The sequence below is a fragment of the Nocardiopsis deserti genome (assembly GCF_008638355.1).
GTDB lineage: Bacteria > Actinomycetota > Actinomycetes > Streptosporangiales > Streptosporangiaceae > Nocardiopsis > Nocardiopsis alborubida.
On sequence record NZ_ML703349.1, the window covers coordinates 407,596 to 426,233 of the forward strand.

At 69.1% G+C, this 18,638-nt stretch carries 16 protein-coding genes and 1 pseudogene; 14 read left to right on the forward strand and 3 right to left on the reverse strand.

Features of this window, described 5'->3' with window-relative positions:
• The first annotated feature begins 95 nt into the window (after positions 1 to 95).
• From FYW99_RS06865 to FYW99_RS31700, 5 genes are all read left to right on the forward strand, one after another.
• Positions 96 to 1,517, forward strand: a complete 1,422-nt coding sequence (locus FYW99_RS06865; RefSeq protein ID WP_150251100.1) for a DUF6177 family protein — start codon at positions 96 to 98, stop codon at positions 1,515 to 1,517.
• Positions 1,518 to 1,753: 236 nt separating this feature from the next.
• Positions 1,754 to 2,089 (forward strand): cell envelope biogenesis protein TolA, encoded by a 336-nt coding sequence (locus tag FYW99_RS06870; RefSeq protein WP_223838812.1) that lies wholly within the window; start codon positions 1,754 to 1,756, stop codon positions 2,087 to 2,089.
• Positions 2,086 to 2,421, forward strand: coding sequence for a DUF6507 family protein (locus FYW99_RS06875; protein ID WP_150251102.1), 336 nt, complete (start codon positions 2,086 to 2,088; stop codon positions 2,419 to 2,421). The genes FYW99_RS06870 and FYW99_RS06875 overlap by 4 nt, the downstream gene beginning before the upstream one ends.
• Positions 2,422 to 2,459: 38 nt before the next feature.
• The gene (locus FYW99_RS06880) at positions 2,460 to 5,099 is read left to right on the forward strand and encodes a hypothetical protein (RefSeq protein ID WP_150251103.1); all 2,640 of its coding nucleotides are present in this window, start codon (positions 2,460 to 2,462) and stop codon (positions 5,097 to 5,099) included.
• Positions 5,096 to 5,239 carry a hypothetical protein gene (locus FYW99_RS31700; protein ID WP_190394574.1) on the forward strand — a complete coding sequence of 48 codons (144 nt, stop codon included), beginning with the start codon at positions 5,096 to 5,098 and terminating at the stop codon, positions 5,237 to 5,239. The genes FYW99_RS06880 and FYW99_RS31700 overlap by 4 nt, the downstream gene beginning before the upstream one ends.
• 414 nt (positions 5,240 to 5,653) lie before the next feature.
• On the opposite strand, the gene FYW99_RS06885 is transcribed toward FYW99_RS31700, so the two are convergent.
• Positions 5,654 to 5,914 (reverse strand): DUF397 domain-containing protein, encoded by a 261-nt coding sequence (locus tag FYW99_RS06885; protein WP_150251104.1) that lies wholly within the window; start codon positions 5,912 to 5,914, stop codon positions 5,654 to 5,656.
• Between the two features lies 1 nt (position 5,915).
• Positions 5,916 to 6,767 (reverse strand): DUF5753 domain-containing protein, encoded by an 852-nt coding sequence (locus FYW99_RS06890; protein ID WP_150251105.1) that lies wholly within the window; start codon positions 6,765 to 6,767, stop codon positions 5,916 to 5,918.
• A gap of 307 nt (positions 6,768 to 7,074) precedes the next feature.
• Between FYW99_RS06890 and FYW99_RS32940 the strand changes: the two are divergent.
• The 7 genes and pseudogenes from FYW99_RS32940 to FYW99_RS06920 all read left to right on the forward strand — a co-directional run.
• Positions 7,075 to 7,860 (forward strand): annotated as a pseudogene (locus FYW99_RS32940) (helix-turn-helix domain-containing protein); the annotation flags it as partial.
• Positions 7,861 to 8,510: 650 nt separating this feature from the next.
• Positions 8,511 to 8,987: a DUF2326 domain-containing protein gene (locus tag FYW99_RS06900; RefSeq protein ID WP_223838814.1), complete on the forward strand. Its 477-nt coding sequence runs from the start codon at positions 8,511 to 8,513 to the stop codon at positions 8,985 to 8,987.
• A 425-nt stretch (positions 8,988 to 9,412) separates the two neighbouring features.
• A complete protein-coding gene (locus FYW99_RS06905) occupies positions 9,413 to 10,786 on the forward strand; it encodes a coiled-coil domain-containing protein (RefSeq protein ID WP_150251106.1) in 1,374 nt (457 codons plus the stop codon).
• Positions 10,783 to 11,277 carry a hypothetical protein gene (locus FYW99_RS32225; RefSeq protein ID WP_223838815.1) on the forward strand — a complete coding sequence of 165 codons (495 nt, stop codon included), beginning with the start codon at positions 10,783 to 10,785 and terminating at the stop codon, positions 11,275 to 11,277. Before FYW99_RS06905 ends, FYW99_RS32225 begins: the two co-directional genes overlap by 4 nt.
• 19 nt (positions 11,278 to 11,296) lie before the next feature.
• Positions 11,297 to 11,971: a vWA domain-containing protein gene (locus FYW99_RS06910; protein ID WP_223838817.1), complete on the forward strand. Its 675-nt coding sequence runs from the start codon at positions 11,297 to 11,299 to the stop codon at positions 11,969 to 11,971.
• A gap of 24 nt (positions 11,972 to 11,995) precedes the next feature.
• On the forward strand, positions 11,996 to 13,450 hold the full coding sequence (locus tag FYW99_RS06915; protein ID WP_150251108.1) for a protein phosphatase 2C domain-containing protein: 1,455 nt from the start codon (positions 11,996 to 11,998) through the stop codon (positions 13,448 to 13,450).
• Between the two features lie 2 nt (positions 13,451 to 13,452).
• On the forward strand, positions 13,453 to 14,433 hold the full coding sequence (locus FYW99_RS06920; protein WP_150251109.1) for a hypothetical protein: 981 nt from the start codon (positions 13,453 to 13,455) through the stop codon (positions 14,431 to 14,433).
• A 29-nt stretch (positions 14,434 to 14,462) separates the two neighbouring features.
• Here FYW99_RS06920 and FYW99_RS06925 read toward each other — a convergent pair whose 3' ends face one another.
• Complete coding sequence (locus FYW99_RS06925) at positions 14,463 to 15,848, reverse strand: hypothetical protein (RefSeq protein WP_190394575.1); 1,386 nt, start codon at positions 15,846 to 15,848, stop codon at positions 14,463 to 14,465.
• 629 nt (positions 15,849 to 16,477) lie between these two features.
• Here FYW99_RS06925 and FYW99_RS06930 point away from each other — a divergent pair.
• Both FYW99_RS06930 and FYW99_RS06935 read left to right on the forward strand, forming a co-directional pair.
• The gene (locus FYW99_RS06930; RefSeq protein ID WP_150251110.1) at positions 16,478 to 17,860 is read left to right on the forward strand and encodes an MFS transporter; all 1,383 of its coding nucleotides are present in this window, start codon (positions 16,478 to 16,480) and stop codon (positions 17,858 to 17,860) included.
• 37 nt (positions 17,861 to 17,897) lie between these two features.
• Entirely contained in the window at positions 17,898 to 18,599 is a 702-nt protein-coding gene (locus tag FYW99_RS06935) for a Crp/Fnr family transcriptional regulator (protein WP_223838822.1), read from the forward strand.
• Positions 18,600 to 18,638: the final 39 nt, after the last annotated feature.

Sequence of the window (18,638 nt, forward strand, 5' to 3'; positions counted from 1 at the left end):
GCCAGTCCACTCACTATGCTCGCCCACGAACGGTGATCCGCTCCGCGGCCGGACCGAGCGGCACCGGTTACCCCCACCTCCGGTCGGGAGAGCCCTTGAGCTACGACGTGGTGGCCCTGGTCGCCGAGGAGCCCGACGAGTACGCGATCGTCCACGCCCTTCAGAACGTGGACCCCGAGCTGAGGCTGCACTGGCACGGCCACACCCATGTCATGCAGATCCGTGACGGGGACGCCCGTCTGCTGGCCACCCTCGAACCCGGGCAGCTGGTGGAGCGTCCGGACGCGGTCGCGCGCCTGCTGGGGCCGGAGGCCGTGGCGGGGCTGCCGGAGAGGTTCTGGTGGGTGGAGACACGCGCCCGCCCCGACGAACGGGGGCGGGAGGTGGCGCACCGGTTCGCCGACGGGCTCGCGCTGCGGCTCGGCGGGGCGGTGTGGACCTCGGGGCAGGCCGACTTCGGCCTGTGGGAGGAGCCGGAGCACCCGGCGGTCGAGCGCACCGCGACCAGGGCGCTCCTGGTCGCCCAGGACCGGGCGGTGGTGCCGTTCTCGTCCTGGCTCAGCGACGCGGTGGCCACGCAGGGCGGGGAGAGAGCGCTCCAGGTGCTCACCCCGCCCACCGCACGGCTGACCTACGCGGTGCGCACCTTCGCGGCCGGATCGCTGGGGCGCTGGGTGGTGCGGGGCGGGGACGGCGGCCACTACGACGGCATCACCGGCCTGCCCCTGCGCTGGGACGACGAGCAGGGGTTCCGCGCGGACAGGGAACCGGTCGGGCTGGCGTGGGCGGCCGGGAAGCCGGACGCCGAGCCGGTTCCGGGGTTCCTGGCGGAGTTCGCCGAGAGCGCCGGAACGCAGGTCGTGGTGGACGTGTCCGTGCTCCACCGTGACCCGTTCACCCCGGACCCGGGCCGTGCGGCGGAGGTCGTCGCCGAGCACCTGGCCGGGACCGCGCCGTCGGCGTGGGGGCCGCACGAGCCCGCGCTCATGGCCTGGGACCGCGAACGGGTGGCCGGTTTCGTGCACGAGCGCGGACCCAGGCCCTCGATCCTGTACCTGGAGGGGCCGCTGGGCGGGGGGCGCCCCTTCTCGGGGCAGCTCCACCTGGCTCGGCGCGGGAGCCGACTCCTGGAGCGGGTGTCGGTGGTGACCGGGTTCGAGGACGAGGGCGCCGTGCCCTTCGACGCGTTCCCGGCCCTGGTGGAGGCGCTGGCGGCCGAGGGGTTGCTGGAGGGCTTGCGGGTGCGCCGCATCCCCGGACGCGCCGATGTCACCTACGTGCCGGTGTGGGCGGGACCCGCGGTCCCGGTCGGGCTCGCGGTCGGGCCGGACCGGCTGCGCCGGATCGGCACCGGCCGTGCCCAGGCGGGGCCGATCCCGGGCACGCTCGTCGGCGAGGGTGACGGTCAGGCGGTCTGGTACCCGGTGGCGGGGGAGGCCGGGGCGCCCCTGCGGGCGCTGGACCTCATGCGGCGGCAGACGGAGTACCTGTCCGCGGCTCCCGCGAAGAGGGCCTGAGCCGTTCCGGAGGGAGGCCGGTTCCCCTCTCCCAGCGTGAAAGTGACGCACGTCACTTCGATTGTTCCCATCTGCGTGTTCTACCCGGCTCGGCCAGGGATCCCACCCCTGACCACCGCCGGGTCGGTTCCTCCCGCGGAACCGGGACCGATCATGGAACGTCACTCCATATGCGCATACTGCTGTTGGAGTCCGCCAGGCGGACCACGGAGTCGACGAGGGAGGGTAGCGGCCGGATGAAGTTCGAATTGGTGGAGCCGCCGGAGGAGTCGGACGGGGACGCCGCTGTCGCCGGACCGCGGGAACCGGCACCCGCCGACGCGATCGTGGTTCTCAAGGAGTCGGACGCGACCTCCCCCAGGCCTGTGCGGGAACGCAGGGCCAGGGCGGTCGAGGGCGTGCGCGCCTCGCTGGAGCTGCTGCGGGCCCGCGTCGCCGAGCGGAGCATGACCGAGGCCCGTGTCCGTGCCGCCGAGGCCCGCGTTCATGCCGCTGATGTCCCGGAGGCTGAGCCCGGGGTCGTGTTCCACCCGCACCGGTTCGCCGCCCCCACGGCGGGAGGCCACCGATGAGCCAGTGGAACATCGACGTCTACGGGGTCTCACTGGTCCTGGGAGACCTGGGCGACCAGCTCGGCCTCGAAGGAGGCGGGTTCTCCGACACCATCGACTCCACCGCCGACGGGATCGAGATGGCGCTGACCAACGCCAAGAGCCCGCCCGTGGAGGCCGCGCTGTCCGGGTTCTTCGAGCACTTCACCGGCGAGACCGACGCCATGTTCACCCGCACCCTGTCCTGCCTGCAGGGCGCCAACGACGCGACCCTGGCCTACAACCAGGGCCAGGAGGAGATGGCCGCCGAAGCCCAGAGCCAGGCGGGCACCGGCGAGAACCTCGACCTGTGACCTGACACCCCGCCCCCGCCCCCACGGAAGGCCCCCTGGTGAGTTTCGAGCCCACCGAGCCCCAGAACGGCGTGGACCCCAACCCGTTCACGCTCATCGACCCCGACACCATCCCCTACCCCCTCACCGACGTCTGGTCCCTCAACTACGCGGCCCAGACCCTGCGCACCGGCGGGCAGGACCTCTTCGGCGGCGCCGAGGACATGTCCTCCACCTGGGGCGGGCTCCAGTCCCACTACACCGCGCCGGAGAGCGAGACGCTCTTCGCCGCGATGGACCCGGTCCTCACCCGCGGCGAGGACATCCAGAGCGATCTGGCCACCGTCGCCAGCGCGCTGGAGGACCTGGCCGAGGCGGCCACGACCGCGCGCGGCTCACTCAACACCCTGCGCATCGAGGCCCAGAGCCTGTGGAACGCCAACCACGACAAGAAGGTGTGGTGGCTGACCAAGGACGAGGAGACCGACGAGTGGGCGCTGGGCGAGAACGTCCGCATCAAGGACGCGGTCAACACGGCCTGGTCGACGTTCAACGAGGCCGAGAACGACTGCGCCTCCCGGATCTCGGCGACCTTCGGCGGGCCCGCCTACGTGTCCCCGGACCAGGCCGGCGGGGACGACGTGCTGGTCTACGGGCTGCCCACCGACGCCGGTGAGCGCGACATGTCCCTGGGACACCACCTGAGTTTTGACGGTGTCAACAGCAACATCAACGACATCACCGCATGGGCGGGGAGCGAGTTCCACCCCTCCCTGGCGGACTGGGGCAACCCCACCGGCCAGGCGCTGTGGGACACGGTGGTCACCGACTTCCTGTGGGGCTCGGCGGTGGGGCTGACGTCCAAGCTCGGGTTCTGGCACCCCGACAACGGGTGGAGGTTCGACCTGTCGGGGCGCCTGGACAACGCCGGGGCGGCCTGGAGCGACGCGTGGATGGACACGGTCGGGCTGGTCGGTGTCCACGACGAGCACGGGTGGCTGTGGGAGCCCGGAGAGGGCGGCCAGGAGGGCTGGGGCGCAGGATGGGACCGGTGGCTGGGCAATGCCGGGGACAGTATCGACGAGGTGTGGGAGGGGCACACCGCCTGGTCCACACGCGAGGACGGTGTCGCCTACTCCAACACCACCATGGCCGCCAACGCGGTGATGCTGACCGGTGGCCTGCCGCTCAAGCTGATCAAGATCGTCGCCGGAGCGGGGGTGGTCAGCTCCATGGACACTCCCACGGGTTCAGGCGGTCCGGACGCCGACGGCTCCGGGCCGGGTTCCGGTGAGGGTTCGGGCTCGGACAGCTCCACGTCGAGGGGCGGACCGGGAACGCGGGGCTGGCCCAGCAGCCCGCTGCCGGGCGCCGGGGAGGGGCAGCGTCCCACCGGTGAGCGCTTCGAGAACCCGCTCACCATGCTGAACAACTCACTGCTGGACCCCAACCAGTACCGCCCGCCCTCCTCCACCCCGATCACCCCCGTGCCCGACGGCGGCGGGGACCGGCCCTCCCAGAGCCCGTCCGCGCCGCAGCCCCAGGACAGCGGCACACCGCCCAACCGTTCCGACGAGGACACTCCGCGGCGCTCTGAGGAAGAGGACACGGAGGTACCGGGAGGACCCGAGGAGAGGCCCGGCACGCCCACATCGAGCACAGACCCAGACAACGATTCCCAGGACAATGCCAGCCAAGGCAGCACTGAATTTCCGTTCAACTCTGGTTCCTTTTCCGATGAGAGTAGCCAGAGGGGTTTCTCTAATCCTGAATCCGGACGTTGGTCGAATGCTGGTGCGCTCACCAATTCAGGCGTCCCACTCGGAACGCGGTTTTCTGTCGACATCACAGGACTTGGGGCCGGGGGCGATTTTAATGTCTCCGTTGGGCGCGGGGATGCTTTCGCCTCCGGTTCAGTGGTCCCAGAAGTCGAAAATCTTCCTGGTGGTGAATCTGTTCGAGAACAGGGTGCGTTGGAATCTAATGACCAGTACGGTTCTGATATAGGTGGGAACGAAGTTCCTCTCGATGGCCAGGATGGGCGCTCCGAAAACCCAGATTCGCGATCGGACCATCTGGGGCTGGACAACTGGTCGGATCTCCCTGTTGAAATATCTGATAAGATGCCGCCTGATATTGCGGCTGAGATTCGTGAATCTGTCAATCTCGTGGCCCAGGTTCACCAATTTCCGGAGGGAATGGAAACGATTGTATTCGAGTACAGAAAATTAGAACCCGGTCGCATGGGTAGGTACGATCCACGTGAGCGTATGATCATTGTTGGTGCAGGCACCCCCAACACTCGTGAGACTCTGGTTCACGAGATCGGGCATGCCATTGATCACGCTGTGCATCATGGAAGAACCGGCTCCCCCCTGACGTTGGCATCAGGTATGCCATCAACCCCGGAGATGAGGGAGTGGGCGAGCGTGGCAAGATCTTCTCCGGAGTACAAAGATCTGGCCAAAGCCACGCCTAGACACTACGCAAGTTACCTGCGCAGCCCTCAAGAGCTCTGGGCGCGCTCATATACTCAGTGGATCGCTGAGCAGACAGGGGACAGCCGTCTTCAGGAGGATCTTCGCATGCAGCTTTCCCAGCCGGGGGTTGAGCGGTATCGTCAATGGAGGGAGGGTTCCTTCCAACCTATTGCGGCAGCAGTCGAAGCAGTTATAGAGAACGATTGGAAGTTGCGATGATCAGTCTCGTGGACGATCCGGAGAACTACACTCTTGAGGAGCTCGTTCAGATCTACCTTGACGCGGGGTACGACCAGGAGTCCGCAGAAGGATACGCTGGCATGTTGAAGGAACCTCCGGAAGGTGTGAACTTCAACTGAAGTCGTGCTGACGAGGTAGAAACTCAGGCGGTGGCAGCGCCTGACAGCACGAAGAGCGTGTGAACCTCACAGACAAGGCGAGCTGAGGTGGTGCCTGCTCATGCCTCCGTGGTGCCTGGCTCCGGGGCCGGTTGACACCGCAGACGGCGAATCAACCAGACCACCACGCCACGTAATCAAGGGTCGCCGAAATGGTCGAGTTTACTGACCTTCCCTCATGCGTCATGCGCCACACGTGTCTCTGTTGCCCGACAGTGGCAGGCGCGGAAAACACATCACCCTTCCGGGAGGCAGTCTGAGAGGGGCGTCCGGGGCGGTCGATACGTTGCCGACGTTGAGTGGAGCGCGCGGAGGCCTGACGCGGTTGTGGCCGTACGGGCGCGCGAGGTCCGAAGACCCGCGCGCCCGGATGGGTCAGCGCACGTCGGCCGTGGTGGTGCTGAGGAAGGCGTGCCACTCGGTGGGACCGAAGGTCAGAGCGCCCATGTCACGGTTTTGGGTGTCGCGGACGGCGGAGAAGCTGGGGCTGTCTGCCACCTTCACGCAGTTGGATGACGTGCCGCTGTAGGACGACTTGCGAAACGACGCCGGCGCGTGCGCGACCTCGACACAGTCCCCTTGGGACGCGCTGTAGCTGGACTTGAACCAACCGGTCACAGGGATGGTCTGATGCATCTCACGCCTCTCGTTGGTGGTCTTGCAGGATCCGTTCAAGCAGACCGCGAGTAGGACGCCCTTCATCCAGGGAAGCCGCGCGAAGCCGGTTGAAGATCGTCGCGTACTCGGTCAAATCCTCAGGGTCGGTGAAGAACATGCTTGTCGTCTGCGCTTCGGAGTAGACAGCGGTCACACCGTGCGGAGCGATCTCCATGATCACAAACGCGGGGATACGCATAGCTACGTGGGCACCGGCGGAGAAGGGGAGGACCTGGATGGTGATGTTCGGTTCCTGGGCCAGTTCGATCAGGAGTTCCACTTGGTCAACCATGGTTCCAGGAGCACCGATCTGTTGACGCAAGGCGCCCTCGGTGACGATCAACCACAGTTCTGGAGGCTCGGGGCGCTTCAGGATGCTCTGCCGCTCCATGCGCACCTCGATCTCGCGATCCACGTCGCTGGCCGGGTGCAAAGTCGCTTCGATCACGGTACGCGCGTACGCCTCGGTCTGGGCAATCCCCGGAACAAGTTGTGCCTGGTAGGACTCGATCGAGGTCGCCTGGGACTCGATGTTGGCGTAGGTCCGGTAGCTGCGCTCCAGGTCGAAGGGCTGCCAGCGGTCCGGCTGCCGGGCCTCCTTGCGTAGCGCGAGGATGCGCTCCAGTTGGTCTTCCGCGTCGTAGATCTGGAGCAGACGCTCGACGGCTGCGGGGCCTGGGACCGACCCCCGGTCACCAGGGGTCTCCCACCTGGCCAAACTGCCGCCCGTGGTGCGCGCGGCTTTCACCACCTCGTTGAACTTGCGGTCACCTCGTATGCGCCGCAGCTCCTGTGCGAGTTGCCACTGGGCGAGCGTGGGGTTGCGGTCCATTTCTGAATCCTGCCTGTTCTTCGTAGTCGCGACAACTTGGACGACTTGTAAATGAGACTTGTGTTCAAGAGTCTATTCAGCTTCCCTGTAATAGGAATCTCACCCTCTGTGGGGGGCGATCGCATAGAACGTCTCCGTGTCTGCACCGGGAGTGCCGATGAAGCCGTCGATCCAACAGTCGAACCAGCAAGATGCGAGTACGCGTACCCCGGCCGCCGAACTAGTGCTGTGGCCGGAAACGTTCGCCCGGGTCAGTGATCGGTGTCAGGGTTGACCGCAACACCAGCAGTCGATCCTGGGAGCCGCGGTGTCCGCACCCCTCAAAGCCCGCAGACTCACCGATCCTGAGGGCCAAAAACTCCAACGCATCGTCCGCCGGGGCAGTACCAACACCGTGCGCTACCGGCGGGCGATGATCATCCTGGCCTCCTCCAGCGGCAACACCGTCCCAGTCATCGCCCGTCTGGTCGCCGCTGACGAGAAAACCGTGCGCGAGGTCATCCACGCCTTCAACACCCAAGAGCTGAGCTGCCTGGACCCTAAGTGGGCGGGAGGCCGTCCCCGCCTGCTCACCCCACACGAGCAAGACCTCGTCATCCACACGGCCACGACCCGCCCGACCAAGCTCGGCCAGCCCTTCACCCGCTGGTCGCTGCGCAAACTCGCCGCGTACCTGGCCCACAAAGGCGGACCGGGCCCGCGCATCGGCCGCGAGACCCTACGGACCCTGCTCCACCAGCACGGTGTCACCTTCCAACGCACCACGACCTGGAAGGACTCGCCCGACCCCGAGGCCGATGCCAAACTCGACCGCATCGAGCACGTCATGGAGCACTTCGCCGACCGGGTCTTCGCCTTCGACGAGTTCGGCCCCCTGGGCATCCGCCCCACCGCCGGGACGGGCTGGGCCCGCAAGAACTTGCCGGAGCGCATCGCGGCTACCTACCGGCGCACCCATGGCATCACCTACTTCCACGGCTGCTACTCGGTGGGCGATGACACCCTGTGGGGCATCAACCACCGACGCAAAGGCGGCGCGAACACGCTCACAGCGCTCAAATCGATCCGGGCCACCCGCCCGGACAGCGGCCCGCCCGACGGCACAGCCGGTAACGCCTCCCGCGGCCCAGCCGGTCACCCGTCCGGCAGCCCACTCGGCCACACGCCGGGCGGCCGCCCCGCCGCCCCCGCTCGTCTCGCTGGGCCGGACCCCGCGCGAGCGCGAACTGCTCGCCCGGATGCCCGACACGCCCCGGCTGCGCTACCGGCTCGCCCATGGGGACGTGCCCGCCTGGATGATGGCCTCCGGCGCCCGGGACCCCCGCCTGTGAGAGAGGCCCGCCCCGGTCTCCGACCCCGTCTCCGTTCCCGACCGCAAACCCGTTCCCAACCGGAAACCCGTCCCCGCTCACAAGCCCGCACCCGCACCCGGCGACGGACCCAGGCCCAAGCCCCTGTCGGTTCCCCGGCCCAGGCGCGAGCGCACGCCTCCGTCATCTCTCCCGCGCAGGTCCGACCGCTCTCGCCGCCCGGCGAGCCACCGCAGGCCCCGCCGCCGTCTGGGCTGGACAGTCGCGGGCTATGCCACCGCCACCGTCACCGCCGCCGGAGCCCTGGCCCACCACCTCACCCAGTTGCTGATCTGACCCGCCGAACGAACCAGCGGACCACCATGGAGGCCGCACCGGCGCGGGGCCCGATGCGGCCACAAACGGCCAAAGCCCGGTGGTCGAAGGCCCACGGATGATAAGTACGGGAAGCGGAACGGGTAAAGACGGTCGTCGAACGCCGTATCGCCGACCTCAAGGCTCAGATCGTCGACTTCCAGCTCGTCCCCGAGCACGAGGAGATCCCCAGGCCAGGCGGAGTCATCTGGAGATCGAGCTCAAGCTCGAAGCCGACGACAGCACCGGCATCTCCAACATGAAGATGTTCTGCGTCGACCTCACCTGGGCGGTGATCGCGCACCGGGCGGGACCCGGCCCCGACTTCCTCGTCCACGACAGCAAGCTCTACGACGGGGTGAACGAGCGACAGGTCGCCCGCGCTCCGGATCTGGCCGCATGGGTCCCACGCGAGGAGGGCAGGCAGTACGTCGTGACGATGAACTCCGACGACCTCGTCAAGGCCCAGCGGATGGGCTTCGACGCTGACCCCCACGTCATCACACCGAAGCTCGACGACGCCGAGGCCGGAGGGCTCTTCGGGTTCCGCTTCTGAACCGAACCCCTCCCCGGTACGGGGCGGCGGGGCGGGGTGCTCCTGGGGCGCTCCGAGAATGTTTGTGACTCCTTTCTCTGAATTCCGTTGCCCGGATGTCCTGATCCGGCCATGGAGACTGACGGAGAAGGGCGTTGCGGAGAAGATTTCGGGTTTTATGTACCACTTTGGGCGATATCAAGGTAATTGACTCGTCGCATTGCGTGTTCGGATCCCGCCTGTTCGAGATGGCTTCTCACGGAAAGAGGTAAACCCCATCCTGTGATTCGGCTGCTCCGATAAGGTTTCGGAAACGACTCTCGCGGTGACCTCCCCTTTCCTGGTCCTCGTGCCAATGCGATGGCCAGGCCCGTGACGCATGCCGTTTCGGCGGGCGAGGGGAGAGAACAGAGTCCGTCCGATTCGGGAAGTGGTGCGGCAAGCAGGTGGAGACCGAGATCAGACCAGGTGACAGGACCGCCCTGGTGGAGGAGCTCCGCTCGCTCGCCGCGGAGGAACGGCTCTCCGGACGCGCCGTCCAGCTCACCGCGCTCGCCGACTCCCTGGCAGGGGGCGAGCGGTTGGAGACCTGGGCCGAGGTCGACCTCGGGACCGCCTTCCCCTCGGCGGAGGCGGTCGACCCTCCCGCGAGGGGCGGCGCCGTCCGCGGCCTCATCGAGGCGGCGCCCACCGCACTGGTCTTCCTGCCCGTACTGATCACCTGGGCCGGTCTGGCCCTGGCCGCCGGAGCGTACGGCCGTTCCCAGGGTGACTCCTCCCTGGAGGGCCTGTCCTTCCTGGAGCGCTGGCAGGACGCCTTCAACGGCGCGCTGCCAGCGTGGCTCGCCTTCGACCGGGTCGCCGTGTACACGCTGACCGGAATCCTCCTGCTGATCGCCGTGGTCCTGGCCCAGAACCTCCACCGCCGCTGGTCCGACAGCCGTGACGAGACCGAGCGGACCCGCCTGGTGCGCCGCCTCACCTCCGCCATGACCGCGGTCCAGTTCGAGCTGGGCGCCGTGCGTCTCGGCAGTCCGGCCAGGATCGCCAGCGAGCTGGGCAGCAGCGTCCAGCAGCTGCGAGAGGTCGGGCTCCTCGCGCAACGCGCGCAACAGGACGTCCGGACCACGCTGGAACAGGCGCAGGAGAGCCTGCGCATGGCTCAGGGCGCCATCACCGTGCTCAAGGAGGGCAGCGACGGTATCACCGGAGCCGTCCACGAGGGCCTCGACGTGGTGCACGACCTCTACGGCCGGTTCGGCGAGGTGTCCGAGGCGGTCGACCGTGTCGCCACCGCCTCGGAGGAACTGTCCCGGACCGCCGAGGGCGAACGCGTCCGGTCGCGCGAGGAACTGGAGAAGGTGGTCACCGGCCTGACCGAACAGGTGAACAGGACGGTGTCGGAGAGCCTGGCGGGACTGACCGGAGCCTTGACGCGCTCCTCCGGGGACATCAGCAGGACGCTGGCGGACGGTGAGACGGCCCTGCGGACGGCGTTGGCCGAGTGGCAGGAGACCGGAACCGGCTTTGCACACCGCGTCGAGCTCGCGGCGGACCTGTCCGGCCGGGTGGCCGAGACCATGCGGGAGCTACCCGAGGCCGTGGGGAACCTGCCCGAGGCGGTGGAACGGCTCAACTCCGGCATCCAAGCGCTGAACCAGGGGCTGGCGGAGGCCGGGGAACGGGGCGGCGGTCTGCCCGAAGCCGTCGGGCGGTTGCGTGAGGGCATCGACGCGCTCCAGGAGATCCTGGCCGAGAACGCTGAGGCCGGCTCCGGGCGGAACGCCGAAGAACCCAACGAGGACCTGGTGGCCACGTGAACGACCAGCACCTGTCGATGCCCGCCGTGGCGATCGCCGGATGGCTGTTCGCCGACCTGCTGCTGGCCTTCCTCATCATCACGCTGGGCATGGACTCGGCACCGGAGCCCGAGCCCGTCGCTGAGGCGGCGGAGGAGACCGCCGAACCCCTGCCGCACGGTTTGGACCTCGAACCCGTCGTGGTCGAGCTGGACGGGGTGTCACCGTCGGGCGCCGCCGACGGTGACGAGGAGGTCGTGCGGGAGTTGCGCGAGGCACTCGGCGAGCACGGCGTGGCCGGACGCGAGGCCGGAATGGTCCTGACCTTCGGCGCCAACGGCGGGGCGGCAGAGGGGGAGCGGTTCGCCGACGATGTCAACGCCCTGCTGCCCGAGACCCACCCCGGGGTCTTCGACGAGGCGGTCACCCGTACCTTCCACAGCCTCGGCGGCAGTCCCGGCTGGCTGCGGATCGAGATCTACCTGTTCGCGTCAACCGAACAGTCCGAATGAGCAGAGAGGGAATTCCATCGTGAGCCAGCAGATCCTCCCGTTCTACCTGGTGTGCGACGAGTCGACGTCGATGGAGGGCGCGCCGATCCAGGCCATCAACGACGCGTTGCCCGACCTGCACCACCGGATCGGTTCCAACCCGGTGGTGTCGGACAAGGCGCACTTCTCCATCATCGCCTTCAACCACGAGGCCAAGGTCCTGCTGCCCATGTCCGACCTCAGCGACCTGGAGTCGCTGCCCGCGCTGCACGCGGACGGCGGCACCTCCTACGGGGAGGCGTTCCGGCTGTTGAGGGAGACGATCACCCAGGACGTGGAACGGCTCAAGGCGGAGGGGCACAAGGTGTACCGCCCGGCCGTGTTCTTCCTGTCCGACGGCTACCCGGGTGACGACGACTGGGACGTGGCGTACAAGCAGATCACGGACCTGTCGTGGGGGCCGCACCCCAACATCCTGGCGTTCGGCTTCGGGGCCGCCGACCCGCGGGTCATCCAGCAGGTGGCCACGGTACGGGCGTTCATGGCCGACGGGACCCTCAACCCCGCCCAGGCCCTCCAGGAGTTCGCCCGGTCGCTGACGAACTCGATCGTCAACTCCGGGACCCAGGCGGCCTCCTCGCCGGACGGGGCGGTGACCCTGTCGATCCCTGACCAGGTGGCCGGGTACACCTCGCTGCCCGCCGACCAGCTCTGACCCGGAGCGTAGGAGGAGTGGGACATGGGCGGTAACCCGGACGGTCTGGGAAGGAAGGCCTTGCGCTACTTCGGGTTGGACGAGTCCGAAGGGCCGGGTGCGGGTTCGGGCGCGCGGGGCGGTCGGAGGGCGGAACGCGCTTGGAAGCCGGTGAACGAGGAGGTGCTGCCTTCCAGGAGCCAGAGCGGTGACCTGCTGGACGGTGTTCCTCCGGGACAGGGTCCGACCGGCGACGGAGGTGCGGAGAGCACGGAGCGACGGTTCGCGGACGCCCTGAACGTCGCGGACGCCGACGACACCGCTGGCTCCGGAACCGAGGAGGCGGCGGGTCCCGAGCGGCTTCCTTCGGAGACGGCTCCGGCACCGCCAGCGGGGGAGGAACCCCCGAACAGGGCCTCGCCGGACGACACGGACACGGTGGTCATGGCGCGCCCCATCCGCCCGGAGCACACGAGGGACGAGGAGGGCGCGGGGGAGGCTCCGGAAAGGACGGCTCAGGAGCCCTCCGACGGTGGAGCCCCCGCGGAGCAGCCCGACGAAGAGGGGCGGCAGGAGAACGAGCTGCAGTGGACCGACGCGGGGGAGCGGCGGGGGAGCGAACCGCAGGGTCCCGCGGAGTTCGTCCCGCCGCCCGTCCTGACCAGGCCCGTCCATGCCGCCTACCACGCCAAAGGGCTCCCGGTGCAGGCGTGGGCGGTCCCCGACACCGCCGTGGACGAGGCCGACTACGAGGGCCTGGCCATTCGCGCGGCCTCGCTTCGGGGCGACGGCCACCGTTTCAAACGGGAGTCGCGGCAGGACGCCTTCGGCCTGTACGAGCTGGCACACGGGGACGAGCGTTTCGTGCTGGCCTGCGTGGCCGACGGCGTCGGCTCCCGGAGCATGTCGCACCGGGGCGCCGGGTACGCCTGCCGACTGCTGTTCCAGGTGGTGAGCGCCCACCTGGCGGAACTCGGCGACTTCGACGACGGCGACCGCCTGCACGAGCTGTGCGAGTTGGCCGTCCGTGAGGTGGCGCTCGGGATGGCCGGTCTCGCGCGGCGTGAGGAGGTGGATCCGGTGGAACTGTCCACCACGCTGACTGCCGCCCTGGTGCGGCTCACCCCCGAGGGGGAACGCGCCGAGGCCCTGGTCTTCGCGGTGGGGGACAGCCCCGCCTACCTCCTGAGGGACGGGCGTGCGAGACCGCTGACCGGCGGGGAGGAAGAGGACACGGTGGCCAGTACCAGGACCAACGCCCTGCCCACCGACATCGGCCACGTGCACGTACGCGGATGCGTGCTGGAGCGGGGGCGGACGCTGCTGCTGTGCACGGACGGGCTGTCCGGGCCGATGGCCAGTCCGTCCGTGGCCGACCAGCTCACCGCCTGGTGGGGCGGGGAACGCGTGCCCCGCCGCACGGAGTTCGCCTGGCAGCTGGACTTCCAGGCCAAGTCCTATGACGACGACCGGACCGCGGTCTGCGTGTGGGGGCGGTGAGCATGGCCTACCACGGGATCGACGGCGCCGACGTGGACCGGGAGACCCTGGTCCTGGGCGAGGAGCTCGGCAGCGGTGGACAGGGCACGGTCCACCGTGTCGCGGGTGGTCCCCACACTGGGCTGGTCTACAAGCACTACACCCTTTCAGGGGCCGACCCGCGTGCGCTGGAGCGCCTCGTGCTGCTGCCCTACGATCTCACCGACACCGAGCGCGACCGACTGTTCGCCCTGTCCTGCTGGCCGCTGGCCAGGGTGGTGTCGGGCGGATTCCTGACCGGTTTCCTCATGCGGGAGATCCCGGAGAGGTTCGTGGGGCACATCAAGGGCGGCGGGACGCACCTCCAGGAGTTGCAGTACCTGATCTTCGAGCCCAAACCGATCTGGGGCGACATCGTCCCGCCCGACGTGCACGGCCGTCTGGAACTGGTCCGCCAGTACGTGTCCCTCTTCCAGCTCCTGCACTCGCGCGGCCTCGTGGTCGGCGACGTGTCCATGTCCAACCTGCTGTGGACCGCGTCCGGGGGCTACGGGGTGTTCATGCTGGACTGCGACGGGGTCCGCAGATCCGGGGAGAGGCCGGTCCTGCCGCAGGCGGACACCGAGTCATGGAACGACCCGGAGCAGCCCGGCACCGGGGCCGACCTGGAGACTGACCGGTACAAGCTGGCCCTGTTGGTGGGGCGGGTGCTGAGCTGTCACAAGCAGGTGCGTCCCGGAGAGCCCCTCGACATGCTCCCGGGGTTGCCGTCCGGGGTGGCCGACGCGGTCACCAGGCGCTTCGAGGCGGCGGGGAAGGGGTACGGGGGCCGTCCGGACGCCCATCAGTGGGGTGTCGCCCTCGGCGGACGTGCGGAGATCCCCGTGCGCAGGCCGCGAACCGCGGCTCCGGTGGACCTGCCCCTGGCCAGGCTCCAACCGTCGGTGGGGGCCGAACGCCGCTGGATTCCGGTCCGCCGACCAGGAGGGGACCCCGTCGCCTGAGTGGTCGGTGTCCGTGCCGGAACGTCCTGTCAGCCCCCGTCGGGTACCGCCTCCGGAAGGACTTCGGCGGGCGGTGCGGATGAGATCACCGACGCGGCCGTGGGCTCGGGGCAGGGCGAGTCCAGGTCGGTCACCGGTGTGAGGGTGACCGAGAACCGGGGTACCCGGGTAAGGCCCTCCTCGCGGTCCCACAGCAGGTCGGTGTTGTTCGTTCCGGGAAAGTACAGCACCGGACGGTCAGTGGTCAGCGGCGGTCCCACACGCTGTACCTGGGTCTGGCCGACCTCCACGCACATGACCGACGGCCGGATGCCCGCGTGGGTCAGCGGCGCACCCCCTTCGGTCCGGTAGTGCTCTGTGTGTGCTCGTCCCGTGTCAGTGTCCCTTCCCATGATTACGGAAACGGCGATCAGCCCGTAGAGAAGGACGGTGCTCGCGGGCATGAGCCAGTTGAAAAGGCGCAGGTGGCTGTGACTGCCGAGATGGAGATAACGGAGAAGCTCGAAGATCCCCAGCGGCAGGAGGAGAGCGAGGAGTACTCGTGGAAAGACGTCCGCTATCGCGTCGAACCTGTGTGCGTTGGAAAGCACCATGTCCCCTGGTGCGATACCGAAGGCCCAGAGGTAGTTGGTGTGGCGAGCGTTCCCCAGAGCAATCACCAAGGGAGCGGCGAGAGCGGTCAGAATCAGTGGGAGCCAGGTGTTGAAGTGGCCCTCGGGCATCCGTCGGAGCGTTTGTACCACCCCGAGCAGACACAAGGGGGCTACGAGAAGAAGTATGAGTCCTAGGCGGAGACCGGTCTCACTGAAGAGATAGACAGCCAGAACGACGGCGGCAACCGCTGTCAGCAGGATGAGCGGGAAGTAGAGGCGGTAACCGTTCGGGGCTGTTTGCTCTTCGGCACTGCCGGAGGGGGCCTCGACGTCAGGTGGTCCGACGACCATGAGTTCGTCTGGTCCGTTAATTTCAGGGTTGCGCTTTACGAACTCCGGAAGCAGAGAATTAGCCTCGGCCAAGGAACGGGCTTGGATACGTCCTCTGGCTCGCCATGGGAGAAGAGGGTGGGCTAGTTCTGCGAGCCATTTCTGTCGTGACAGTCGCGTCCGTGGCAGGACAGGGTAGCTCCGGGTGAAGGAGCGCTGGGGACGCAGACGGGTGGCGAAGGTGACGCGGGCGTGGGCCCCGGCTCGGTCGCAGGCGTGCCGGAACTCCGTGAGCGCTGCGCCGACCGCGCCGAGCGCTGCACCGGCGAGGGCCAAGTGGACGTCGTAACGGCCTTCGTCGGCCTTCCGTATCTGCCAGGGACGACTGCGCACCAGCGCGAGGAAGCCCGGGACGTGCTCCGTGTCGACTTCCACGCCGATGCGCACGACGTGGTCGTAGTACACCGGAAGTTCGCCCTCCAGTTCGGACACCTCGGGCTCAAGGGCCGGGGGAGACGCGGGGACGGGCGTGGGTGCGGTGGAGGCGCGGAACAGGCGGCGAAGGGGGAGGAACACGGATCTCGGCTCTCGGGGGGAGGGAGGGCTGACGCGTCAGCCTAGGGCAGTTCCACGGCACGCGACACCGGGATCGCCTGACCCGGTGGGTGCCGGTACGCCGACCCGGAGCCCACACCTGGCAGAACCGACCCACATGTCGGACGGGCCGGCCTCCCTCCGGTACCCGGAGGCTCCGACAGAAGACACGTCACCGAACAAACCCCTGAGTGGCGAGCACGACGCACGGGTCGCCGTTGAGTGTCTGGCCGAGGTCGAAGCCGGTCGTTCTACGACCGTCTCCACGCAGGAACTGAAGCGGAATGCGCCTGTGACCCCCTGCGGTCAGCGGCAGGCAGCGGTACCGAGGCTGGTCCGGCAACGGCGCGGAAAACCGCTGGCCCGTGCCGCCGGGGACCGGCTAGGCTCCCGCCCGTGCCCGAATCGGATGACGTGGCCGCCTAGCGGCGGCCGACCCCAGAGTCCTCCCGCCGCATCAGCGACCACGCCGGTGCGGCACCGCGTGCTGCCCGGCTCCTCCGCTTTGCGATGCCACGGAGCCCTTCTTGTCCACACGCGACCGCGGCGGGGTACTGCTCCTCGCCGTCCTGCTCTCCACGCTCACCTTCCCGCTGGCCATCACCGGCGCCTCGGTGGCCCTGCCCGCCGTCCAGGCCGAACTCGGCGGCGCGCTGACCGCCGCCCAGTGGGTCGTCAACTCCTACAACGCCTGCTTCGCCGCCTTCCTCGTGTGCGCGGGGTCGGTCGCCGACGCGGTCGGCCGCCGCCGCGTCTACGCCTTCGGCCTCGCCCTGTTCTGCGCCAGCGGTCTGCTGTGCCTGCTCGTCCGGGACGTCGCCGCCCTGAACCTGCTGCGCGCGGCGGGCGGCGTCGGCGCCGCGGCGGCGGTCGCGGGGGGAAGCTCGATGATCGCCGCGGCCTTCGAGGGTCCCGCGCGGACCCGGGCCTTCGGGCTGCTGGGCACGGTGCTGGGCGCCGGTACCGCCTTCGGCCCGGCCGTGGCCGGACTGCTCGTCGAGAACCTCGGCTGGCGGGCCGCGTTCGCCTCCCCGGCCGCCGTGGCCGGGCTCGTCCTGTTCCTCGTGCCCCTGCTGCCCGCCGCGCGCGGCACGGGCAGGCCCGTGGACCGGCTCGGCGCGGTCCTGTTCACCTCGGCGCTGCTCGCCTCGATCGCCGTCCTGGTGGAGGGGTCCGCGCGCGGCCCGCTGGCGGTGCTCGGGGGGCTGGTCCTGACTGCGGCGCTGGTGATCGCCTTCGTGCTCGTCGAACGCCGCGCCCGCGACCCCCTGGTGGACCTGGTCCTGCTGGCCAACCGCCGGTTCGTCGCCCACGCCCTGGCCGCTGCCGCGTTCATGGCGGTGCTCGTGCCCCTGCTCGTGTACCTGCCGTCGTACCTGATCGCCGTGGTCGGGCTGGGCGCCGGTCAGGCGGGGCTGTGGCTGCTGATGCTCACGCTGCCCACACTGCTGCTGCCAGCCCTGGGCGCGGAACTGGCCGCGCGCCTGCCCCACACCGCGGTCGTGGTCGGCGCCCTGCTGCTGTGCGCCGCAGGTTCCACGGGGATGCTCGTACTGGGCCCGGACGCCACCCCGTGGGGGCTTCTCCTGCCGTTCGTGCTGATCGGAGCCGGGGTGGGTCTCACCAACGGCGTCGTGGACGGGATGGCCATGGGGACGGTGCCCGCCGAGCGGACGGGTGTGGCGGCCGGGGTGTTCAACGCGACCCGGATCACCGTGGAGACGGTCGCCCTCGCCGCGGTCGGGGCCCTCCTGTCCGCGCTCACCGGGGGACGTCTGGAGGGCGAGCGGTTCACGGACGCGTTCCACGTCGTGGGCCCGGCCCTGGGCGGACTGGCCGTCCTGGCGGCGGCCGGGGCCTGGTTTCTCGGAAGGAAGACCGACAATCCGGCGGATTCGCCCCTGAGCTGAGGCCCGACCGGGCATCATGGGTCGCGGGAGGACCCCGATGACGCCGAACCACTGGCCCGCCCGCACCTTCATGGACCGTGTGGAGCCCGACACCGCCGCCCGACTGCTCGCGTCGGCCCCGGCCCGCCGCGTGTCCGAGGGCGAGGTGCTGATCGGGCAGGGCCAGGACCGGGAGCAGGTCCTGCTGCTGTGCCCCGCCGGAGACGGGGAGACCGCCTGTGCCAAGGTCACCTCGGTGCTGCGCAACGGCACCGAGGTGATGCTCGGCATCCGGGTGCACGGTGACGTCGTCGGGGAGATGGGCATGTTCCGCTCCAGCGGGGCCAGCGCCACGGTCACCGCGTGCACGCCCATGTCCGTGCGCGTCTACACCCACGCGGCCTTCCGGGAGTTCCTGATGCGCCACCCCGACGCCTGGGAGGCGGTGGGAGCGGTCATGGGCGACCGGTTGGCCTCGTCCGACCTGCACCGCGCCGAGTTCGTCGGCTACGAGGTGGACGCCCGCCTGGCCCGGGTCCTGGTGGAGCTGGCGGCCAGGCACGGGGCCGCCGTCCCCGAGGGGGTCGAGCTCGGGGTGCGCCTGTCGCAGACCGACCTGGGCAAGCTCATCGGCGCGCGCACGGACGCCGTCGGCAACGCCGTGCGCCGCTTCCGCCAGGAGGGGCTGTTGCTGTCGCGGTACCGGCGCGTCGTCGTCGTGGACATGGACACCCTGCGCGCCGTCTACGAGAACGCCTGATTCCGTCCCGCCCCGCGGACGCCTGCTCCGCGAACACCC

Coding starts and splice junctions, on each gene's coding strand:
- FYW99_RS06870 (WP_223838812.1), top strand. CDS start 1,754: ATGAAGTTCGAATTGGTGGAGCCGCCGGAGGAGTCGGACGGGGACGCC.
- FYW99_RS06875 (WP_150251102.1), top strand. CDS start 2,086: ATGAGCCAGTGGAACATCGACGTCTACGGGGTCTCACTGGTCCTGGGA.
- FYW99_RS31700 (WP_190394574.1), top strand. CDS start 5,096: ATGATCAGTCTCGTGGACGATCCGGAGAACTACACTCTTGAGGAGCTC.
- FYW99_RS06885 (WP_150251104.1), bottom strand. CDS start 5,914: ATGCATCAGACCATCCCTGTGACCGGTTGGTTCAAGTCCAGCTACAGC.
- FYW99_RS06890 (WP_150251105.1), bottom strand. CDS start 6,767: ATGGACCGCAACCCCACGCTCGCCCAGTGGCAACTCGCACAGGAGCTG.
- FYW99_RS06900 (WP_223838814.1), top strand. CDS start 8,511: ATGATAAGTACGGGAAGCGGAACGGGTAAAGACGGTCGTCGAACGCCG.
- FYW99_RS06915 (WP_150251108.1), top strand. CDS start 11,996: ATGGGCGGTAACCCGGACGGTCTGGGAAGGAAGGCCTTGCGCTACTTC.
- FYW99_RS06920 (WP_150251109.1), top strand. CDS start 13,453: ATGGCCTACCACGGGATCGACGGCGCCGACGTGGACCGGGAGACCCTG.
- FYW99_RS06935 (WP_223838822.1), top strand. CDS start 17,898: ATGACGCCGAACCACTGGCCCGCCCGCACCTTCATGGACCGTGTGGAG.